The 8,081-nt window shown below is 55.6% G+C and carries 6 protein-coding genes; 5 read left to right on the top strand and 1 reads right to left on the bottom strand.

Annotated elements, in window-relative coordinates; all coding sequences use genetic code 11:
* The 4 genes from VM163_00390 to VM163_00405 all read left to right on the top strand — a co-directional run.
* The coding region (locus VM163_00390) for a hypothetical protein (protein HUT02335.1) at positions 1-311 on the top strand (311 nt) is incomplete at its 5' end.
* 211 nt (positions 312-522) lie between these two features.
* Positions 523-2,601, top strand: coding sequence for a primosomal protein N' (gene priA, locus VM163_00395; GenBank protein HUT02336.1), 2,079 nt, complete (start codon positions 523-525; stop codon positions 2,599-2,601).
* Between the two features lie 242 nt (positions 2,602-2,843).
* A complete protein-coding gene (locus VM163_00400; GenBank protein ID HUT02337.1) occupies positions 2,844-3,593 on the top strand; it encodes an outer membrane beta-barrel protein in 750 nt (249 codons plus the stop codon).
* Positions 3,594-3,728: 135 nt separating this feature from the next.
* Positions 3,729-4,913: a S41 family peptidase gene (locus VM163_00405; GenBank protein HUT02338.1), complete on the top strand. Its 1,185-nt coding sequence runs from the start codon at positions 3,729-3,731 to the stop codon at positions 4,911-4,913.
* 232 nt (positions 4,914-5,145) lie between these two features.
* Here VM163_00405 and VM163_00410 read toward each other — a convergent pair whose 3' ends face one another.
* Entirely contained in the window at positions 5,146-7,203 is a 2,058-nt protein-coding gene (locus VM163_00410; protein ID HUT02339.1) for a response regulator, read from the bottom strand.
* 439 nt (positions 7,204-7,642) lie between these two features.
* Between VM163_00410 and tilS the strand changes: the two genes are divergently transcribed.
* Positions 7,643-8,081: tRNA lysidine(34) synthetase TilS (tilS, locus tag VM163_00415; GenBank protein ID HUT02340.1), on the top strand; the 439-nt coding region annotated here is incomplete at its 3' end.

Consider the following 8,081-nt stretch of genomic DNA (forward strand, 5'->3'; position numbering starts at 1 on the left):
GGGTTACGCTTCCTAACGGTCGCACATTCTCGCTTCTGTCAGCCGATTCGGTGTTCTTTGATGGTGGCATGGCTGTCCTTGCTGAGTTCCTGAACTACAAGTTCATAAAGGATGACTCAGTCGGCGAGTATCTGATTACTTGCATGATCACAGACAGCAACACGACCAACATCATGAGTTACGGGGTTACCTCGATCAGGCTGACCAACATGGCTTATGTTTTGCCTCCTTCGGCATGGCGGTTCGTGGGTTCAGACAGCGACGCGGCCGTTGGCATCAAGGCAAAGCCGGACCAGATGATAGCTCATTGAGTTAAACAGACAGATTAACCTATTGCGAAAGGCTGACCCTCGCCTTTGGGGGTCAGCCTTTTTGCGTTTTTTTGGCTTAGCTGTATGATTCATACTGACGCGGTCTCCAAGTAGGTGCTCGCATGGCAATACCGCTTTCGGGTAGCCAGAGCTCTACACTGCACCGGTCGCTGCCACAGCTCATACGATATATCTCTCAGAGGCGAGCTTGATGCCAGAGGCTAAAAAGTACTCGCTCTACGCGGAGGTGGCCCTCGGCGTCGGAGTGAGAAAGTGCTTCACCTATGGAGTCCCGAAGCACCTCCTGAAAGAGGCAAAGATCGGCAAGCGTGCGATTGTCCAGCTGCGGAGCCGTGAGCGAGTTGGCGTGATCGCCCATCTCACCTCGCACTGTTACCTGAAGTCTGTCAAGGAGATCATATCAATCATCGACCAGCTGCCGATTCTATCTCGAGAGATGATGAGACTGCTCGAATGGGTTGCATCATACTACGTTGCGCCTCTTGGGACAGTAGTCCAGGCGGCTATGTTGCATGGCCTTGCCGATGTTGATGCGCACGCTGACAAGGCCCCCAAACGCCAATCTAGGGGAACGAGGCGCCCGATGGATATCGTCTCGTCGCTGCCGGCAGGCCTTTGGTCGGGCCTCGATGAGGGCGACGAGGCGATCGAACTCTCGTCTGAACAGCGCGACGCCCTTACGAGGATAACCGCAGCAATCGACGCTCAAGATACAAGGCCGATTCTGCTGCACGGTGTAACCGGCAGCGGCAAGACCGAGGTCTTTCTTCGTGCAGCAGAGCACGTCCTGAAAGGCGGCAAGAGGGCGTTGATTCTTGTTCCAGAGATATCGCTGACGCCCGCGTTGCTCGCTCTTTTTGCCCGCAGATTCGCCGACAAGGCGGGGGTCTTTCACAGCAAGCTCACCCCCGCACAGCGCCGCGACCAGTGGGAGCTCGCGTATCGAGGCGATGTTGACGTGGTCATCGGCGTCCGCTCCGCGATATTCGCTCCTCTTAAACGAGTTGGCCTCATTGTTGTCGATGAGGAGCACGAGACGACATATAAGCAGGACCGTGCTCCGTTCTTCAATGCGAGGGATGTCGCTGTAATGGCGGGGTCAATCTTCAAGTGCTCGGTGGTTCTCTGCGGGGCGACTCCCTCGGTGGGGACTTTCCTCAACAGTTCAAAGGGGAAGTATCAATATATATTTCTTAGCAAGAGGGTTGACTCCCGTCCGATGGCCGAAGTTTCGGTGATCGACATGCGTAAGGAGGCATTGGAGGGTTCGGCCATTCTCACCAAGACCGCTCAGGATGCAATGGGAAGGGCGCTTGCAGCCGGCGAGCAGGTTTTGCTGTTCATCAACCGCCGTGGCTTTGCTCCTTTCTTGACCTGCAAAAGGTGCGGATACGTGTTCCGGTGCGAGCATTGCGACATCACGCTCACCTATCATAGTGCCACAGAGTCAATAGTCTGCCACCTGTGTGGCCGCCGGCGTCCCGTGCCGACAAGATGCGATGCGTGCCACTCAGAGGAGATCAGGTTCATAGGTTTCGGGACGGAAAAGGTCGAGGAGGAGGCTGCGCGGCTCTTCCCCGGAGCCAACATCCTGAGAATGGACAGCGACGCCATCACCACGAGGCGCATGTATGAGAGGGCGTTGGCGTCGATTACGAGGGGCGAGGTCGATATAATCGTTGGCACCCAGATCGTCGCCAAGGGCCATAATTTCCCACACCTGACGCTCGCTATTGTCGTCCTTGCCGACACGATCCTGAACCTACCAGATTTCCGAGCCGCCGAGCGAACATTCCAGCTGCTAACGCAGGTGAGCGGTCGCCCGGGCAGACATGGCAAGCAGGGGAAAGTGTTGCTGCAAACCTACTCCCCCAACCATTACTCAATCAAAGCGGCGGCGGCGCAGGATTACCTCACATTCTTCAAGCAGGAAATTGAGTTTAGGCGCAGGTTGGGCTTGCCGCCCGTGACGAGGTTGGCCTCGCTGATTATCTCGGGCCGGGACTTTGAGAAAACGCGTTCGACTGCCGAGCGGTTGGGGGACGTTTTGCGGCAAGGCCGGGCAGAGGATATCCACATCTTGGGGCCAGCGGAGGCGCCGATCGCGAAGCTGAAGGACAGGTATAGGTTTCAGGCTTTTGTGCGTTCATACAGCTCTTCGCGGCTGCACAGCTTCCTTGCCAGTAAGCTCGAGGAAACAAAGCAGGCCAAGATTAAGCCATCTGACGTTCGGATAGTGGTCAATGTTGACCCTGTGTCAATGTTGTGAGGCGCCAAGCGTGGCGCAAGTAACGTAGAAACTAACCGGGACGCCATCCGCGGTCTCGCTATCCGCCACCTGCGACGTGTTGGCCAGAGGCGCGACGTTCCACTCCGGACTTTGGATGTTTGATACAAGAGAGCGCTTGACATCCCAGACACGCCTTATTATAAAGACAGCAATGATTACAAGAGGGCCAGGTCGCTCTCCATGAATGCTATCAATCTTTGGTTTCGCCGGAGGTAATGCGAATGAGAAGCGGTTTTTATGTAGGTTTGCTGTTGAGCCTGTTGCTCGTCAACCTCGCGTTTTCGGAGGATACTTCGGGCAAGTTCGGGGTCAGTGTAGAGGGAGGTTGTTACTTCCCGGAGATGAGCCAATTGGATGATAACTTCATCTATGGCGGCTCGTTTTCCTATCATTTCTACCCCTGGCTATTTGCTGAGCTTAGGGCTGCGAGGTATCGTGAACACATTCCGGAGTTCACGAAGGTTGAATACAGAAAGACTTATTACACATATATCTACAGTGGCGAGAAGTATCCAGCAGGGCATAGCTCCAGCGAGACGCAGGTGGACTATGACCACATCAAAACCAAAATAGTGCCAGTCGATTTAAATGTGGGTTTCTCATTCCTGACTGAGCAGAAGATCAACCCCTACATTTCGTTTGGGCCTACGTTTTTCTCGGCTCGAATCGACGAGCTTCCGGAAATGAACGATGTCGCTTGGGGTGTCAACGGCGGCTTGGGAGCGGAGTTTTTTGTTGCCAAGCTGTTCGACAATAGAGCGGACCTCTCGCTTGTTACTGACCTGCGCTACCGTTGGGGCAAGGCAAATTTTGGACTTGGGTACACATCAATGTCGGTCAGTTACTTCTCGGAAAGCGAGGACTTGAAGCTCAAGACGAACAAGTATCGGACGACCGAGCTTAAGGACCTGTCCAACGACATTGACCTTGGGGGCTTCAGCGCTGCTTTGGGCGTCAAGATATACTTCTAGCCCGAGGACTTGGGTCCGTAACGGGGGCACGCAGCCGACGTGGGCGCCGCCGATAGCTGTTCATACGGCCTGGTCAGCTCAACAGCTGAAACCTTCCTCGTATGAAGACCGTTTTATCTCGCATCGGGGGGATTGATGCGAGCTAAGCGATTCGTCCCGTGGGCCTGTGCGCTTTTTACGGTGTTCGCCGCAGCGGCGCTTTGCCTATCGCAGCAAGATTATGGGCCCAACAAAACTAAAGAGCTAGAGGCTTATTTCCCCTACCTATCAACGCTCGTCCAAACGCTTCGCGCCATAGACGACTTCTACGTTGACGAGGTGGACATGGGCAAGTTGCTGAGGCATGGGACCCAGCGCCTCGTCTCGAGCCTCGATTCTCGCTCGACAGTTCAGTTTGCGGACGAGGAGTACAAACGGCGGGCGGACCTTGGGTTGAACGTTATGTCCAAAGAGGGCCTTTTCGTGGTGGTCTCTCGAGAGCTCAGCTCACCGTCGGATGGCTCTGATATACTACCCGGCGATAGAATCGTGGCAATCAATGAGCACCCCGTTTACGATCTGACGCTTGACGAGCTTCGACAAGACCTGCGCGGCAAGCCTAAGACCGAAGTAACGTTGATAGTGTATGGTCCAGACGATTTCAACCCTAAAAAAGTGAAGCTGCACCGAGCGATGTACGTCTCGGAACCTGCGAACTTCGTGGCCGGCGAGGACGGAGTGCTCTGTTTCAAGATCAGGAGGTTTGCTGATGGCGTGTCCGAGACATTCAAGAGAGGTCTGGCCAGTATAGGGTCCTCTCGCCTGAGGGGGATAATAATCGACGTGCGGGACAACATCGGCGGCTCGATCGGGGAAGTTACAAGTATCTTAAGCCGTTTTGAGAGCTCCAGACCGCTTTTTTTGCGCTCGACCATAAGTGCGACAAAGGAGGTGGCAAGGGATAGCAGCGTGATCCTGATGCCGAAGACCGTGCCTGTTGTGGTCATAGTCAACGAGCGCACAGTTGGCGAGGCGGAGGTCTTGGCCGCGAGTTTGCGTGGTCACAGGATAGCGAAGCTCGTGGGCGAGAAGACCTTTGGCTTCGCGCTCGGCACAGATTGCATCTCGACTACTGACGGCACGAGGGTAGTTCTATCAACCTGCAAGTACGAGGGACCCTTTGGCCAAAAGCTGCACAAAGTAGGTCTCACGCCAGACATCATAGTGCCGATGGATAGGAGCTCTTCCGAGGACACTCAGCTGGAGAAAGCCAGAGAAACCGTCCTGAACTGGACCCCGATCCAAGAGCCACAGCCCGGAGAAAAGAAGTCCGCGGCGTAGCCCCCGCACCGATTGAGCGCTGCCGAGCCCTCGCCGCCGGCATTAGGGCTGGGCGAGCTCGGACCCCTCGCCGCTGCCTATTCCCAATGACAAGATTTAGCCCGGATAATTCAGAGATGTCGCCCCTTCCAGATGCCGGACAGCCTCTTCCAGAAAGCTCCGCCCTACACCATATTGCCCACCCCTGGCGCAAACTCTCGCGAAGATGCGGCCTGAGGGCAGCCACGAACGCTTACGAATCGGCGTCCGTTGTGCCGAAGCGAGAAGATGTAGCCGGCTGGCTTGCCAAGAGCTTCGCGCTCGCTCCATCGCTGGGATTCCTCTTGTCAAGCAGCTCTCTCAACAGCGAGAGCAGCTGCTCCATTTTGTAGGGCTTCTTGATGAACCCTGCAACGCCCTGCTTGGTGGCCTTGGCCACGAGCTGCTCGTTTCCGTAGCCTGAGGTCAACACGACGAGAACGGAATCGTCGATCTGCTTGAGCCGTCCGTGCGTCTCGATGCCATCCATGCCGGGCATCCGAAGGTCCATGAGCACCGCGTCTATGTCATCCTTGCGTTGGCGATAGAGCTCAATTGCAGAGGCTCCGTCGTTCGCATTCACCACCTCATATCCCCATAAAGCTAGCATCTGCGACACTGACTCTCGAACCCCATCCTTATCGTCCACGACCAGAATGCGCTCGGAGCCGCACAGCGACTCGAGGCTGGGTTCATCTGACTCAAATTGTTCGCGCTCCCGCGAAGACGGCATATATATGGAGAATCGTGCGCCCTTACCTAACTCTGAGCTTACCTCAATCCCCCCGTTGTGCCTCTCAACTATACGCCGGACGACCAAGAGACCGAGACCTGTTCCGCCATTGGCGTCCTTTGTGGTGAAGACCGGCTCGAATATCTTGCCCAGCGCGCCCTTGTCGATGCCCACACCGGTGTCGCTGACCGCAATGCGGACGTAATCTCCCGTTTGGATACCCAGCTTCTGACATCGTTCTCTGTCCGTCATGCTCACGTTCTCGGTTGAGAACGAGAGCGTTCCCCCATTCGGCATAGCGTCCCTGGCGTTCAGAGCCAGATTTAGTATTATCTGGGCCACCTGATTTCGGTCAGCCAAGATGTGCTTGATGTTGGGCTCAAGGTTGAACTCTATTGAGACCGAGTCCCCGATGGAGAGGCTAAGAAGGTTGACAATGTCATTGATAACGCTGTTTAGCTCCACAGTCTTTGATTCCGAGCGGGCGGCCCTCGCAAACGACAGGAGCTGGCTCGCCAGATGAGCTCCGCTCTCCGCACTGCTCTGGATACTCTGCGCCTGCCTCCTGAGCATGCTATCGTTTGGTATCTCCATGTTGATCATCTGGGAAGCCAGAACGATCGTGGCCAGCATGTTGTTGAAATCGTGCACTACCCCGGCCGTCAGCTCCCCGATGCTCGCCATCTTCTGTGCCTGCACCAGCTGTTCTTCAATCTGTTTCATTCCAGTCATGTCAGATACAAAAAGTCTTGTTTTGACGATGCCATGACCCGGGCATCGTATGGCCGCTGCCCTAACGTGCACGGTCAACTGTCCGCCCTGTTTCGTCAAAAACGTTGCCTCGACGCTCGGCGCCGCACCGCTCTGGGACTGCGTCAAACAGTCGGCTATCCTCCCTCGCCCGGTCTCAGGGGCGATATCCTCAATGTGCGCGCCTAGAAGCTCGTCGTTGCCGTAACCCAATAGCGAAAGCGCTGCCCCGTTTGCGTGCAACACTTTCCCCCCAGGGGCAAGGTCAATCATCGCAAGAGGTGAATCCTCAAGCGCGCATCTGAGGTCTTCTGCGCTCTCATGCAGCTTGGCGGCGTGAACTGGAAGGGACTCTCGCATCCGCGCAAGCTCGACAGCATTCCGCATACTTTGAGGCAGAAGCCTCAAGGCCGCCAAGTCCATGCTCTTCAGAAAGAAACCTGTCGCGCCGCCCTCGATGGCCCGAACGGCAAGCGCTGGCTCCGAAGTCATCGCGACTAGGGGGATGTGCGGTCGGCTGTCTTTGATCAGGGCAATCAGCTCGCTGCCGTTGGTGCTCAAAAGGTCGAGATCAAGCAGGACACAGTCAAACTCGGAGTCCTTGATCTGCGCTAGGCACTGCGCCTCAGTTTGGGCAGTCGCGACGTTTATGGTTTCAGAGGCCTGATTGACAGTTTGCGCGATTGAATCCGCCAGCAGAGGGTCGGTCTCGACAATAAGAACGCTTCTGATCTTCTCGTCGGGGAGAGACTTCAAACTGGCCAGACCTTCGCGATCAGTTACTGTCATTCCCTTCCCAAATGGCATAGATAACCGTTACAGCCAAATCACGAAGATCCCGCCGCTTCGTCTCAATGGCAACAACCTCACTACTGATTCTATCGGAAAGAATGGGTGACATGATTAGCCAAATATGTTGCTCCCAGCTAGGAGCACCCGAGAAATCGGAGAGGCTGTGCAATAAAACGACCGGCCTTGTGTGGCGCGACAAGACCTATTGGGCGGGAAGTACAGTTATTGGCCGATTGCAACGAATTCGAGCGGTTCGGCTCAGGACGTGATCCACTTTTACAATCAGCGAGGTCGGATGGAGGGCGGAATCGGGCAATTGTCGAAGTATCAACCACCAACAAATAAACCTGGTCTGTTTACAGCCGCTATGCTGCGCTCTACCCATGACTGAAACGCGCTTAGCGGAACCCTCCGTATAAGTGATACTATGCACAACATGTTGAAACGACAGACGCAGCTTGTTCCGCTCTCGGTCATCAAGACGATCGAGGCCTACTCGATGTTCGCCCCTGGGGACACGGTGCTTGTGGCGTTCTCGGGGGGGCCAGACTCCACAGCCCTTGTCCACATATTGATGCTCCAGAGCGAGCGATATGGCATCAGGCTGCATCTGGCGTATCTGAACCATAACCTGCGCGGCAAAGAATCGGCAGAGGAACAGCGATTCGTGGAAGGCATGGCAAAAGAGCTAGGTCTGCCCCTTGAGATCAGGACTTTGACAAAGCGGGAGTCGCAAGAGCTGTCGGAGAGGTCGCTTGAGTCGCGAGCGAGGGCACATCGACTAGCCTTCCTCGAGGAGGCGGCATCGAGGGTCGGGGCCGATGAGATAGCGACTGGCCACACATTCGACGATCAGGTTGAGACACTTCTGATGA

Source organism: bacterium (assembly GCA_035527515.1).
In the GTDB taxonomy this organism is placed as follows: domain Bacteria; phylum B130-G9; class B130-G9; order B130-G9; family B130-G9; genus B130-G9.

What these genes read in the sequence shown, in the direction of transcription:
- priA (HUT02336.1), top strand. Translation starts at nt 523, where the DNA reads ATGCCAGAGGCTAAAAAGTACTCGCTCTACGCGGAGGTGGCCCTCGGC.
- VM163_00400 (HUT02337.1), top strand. Translation starts at nt 2,844, where the DNA reads ATGAGAAGCGGTTTTTATGTAGGTTTGCTGTTGAGCCTGTTGCTCGTC.
- VM163_00405 (HUT02338.1), top strand. Translation starts at nt 3,729, where the DNA reads ATGCGAGCTAAGCGATTCGTCCCGTGGGCCTGTGCGCTTTTTACGGTG.
- VM163_00410 (HUT02339.1), bottom strand. Translation starts at nt 7,203, where the DNA reads ATGACAGTAACTGATCGCGAAGGTCTGGCCAGTTTGAAGTCTCTCCCC.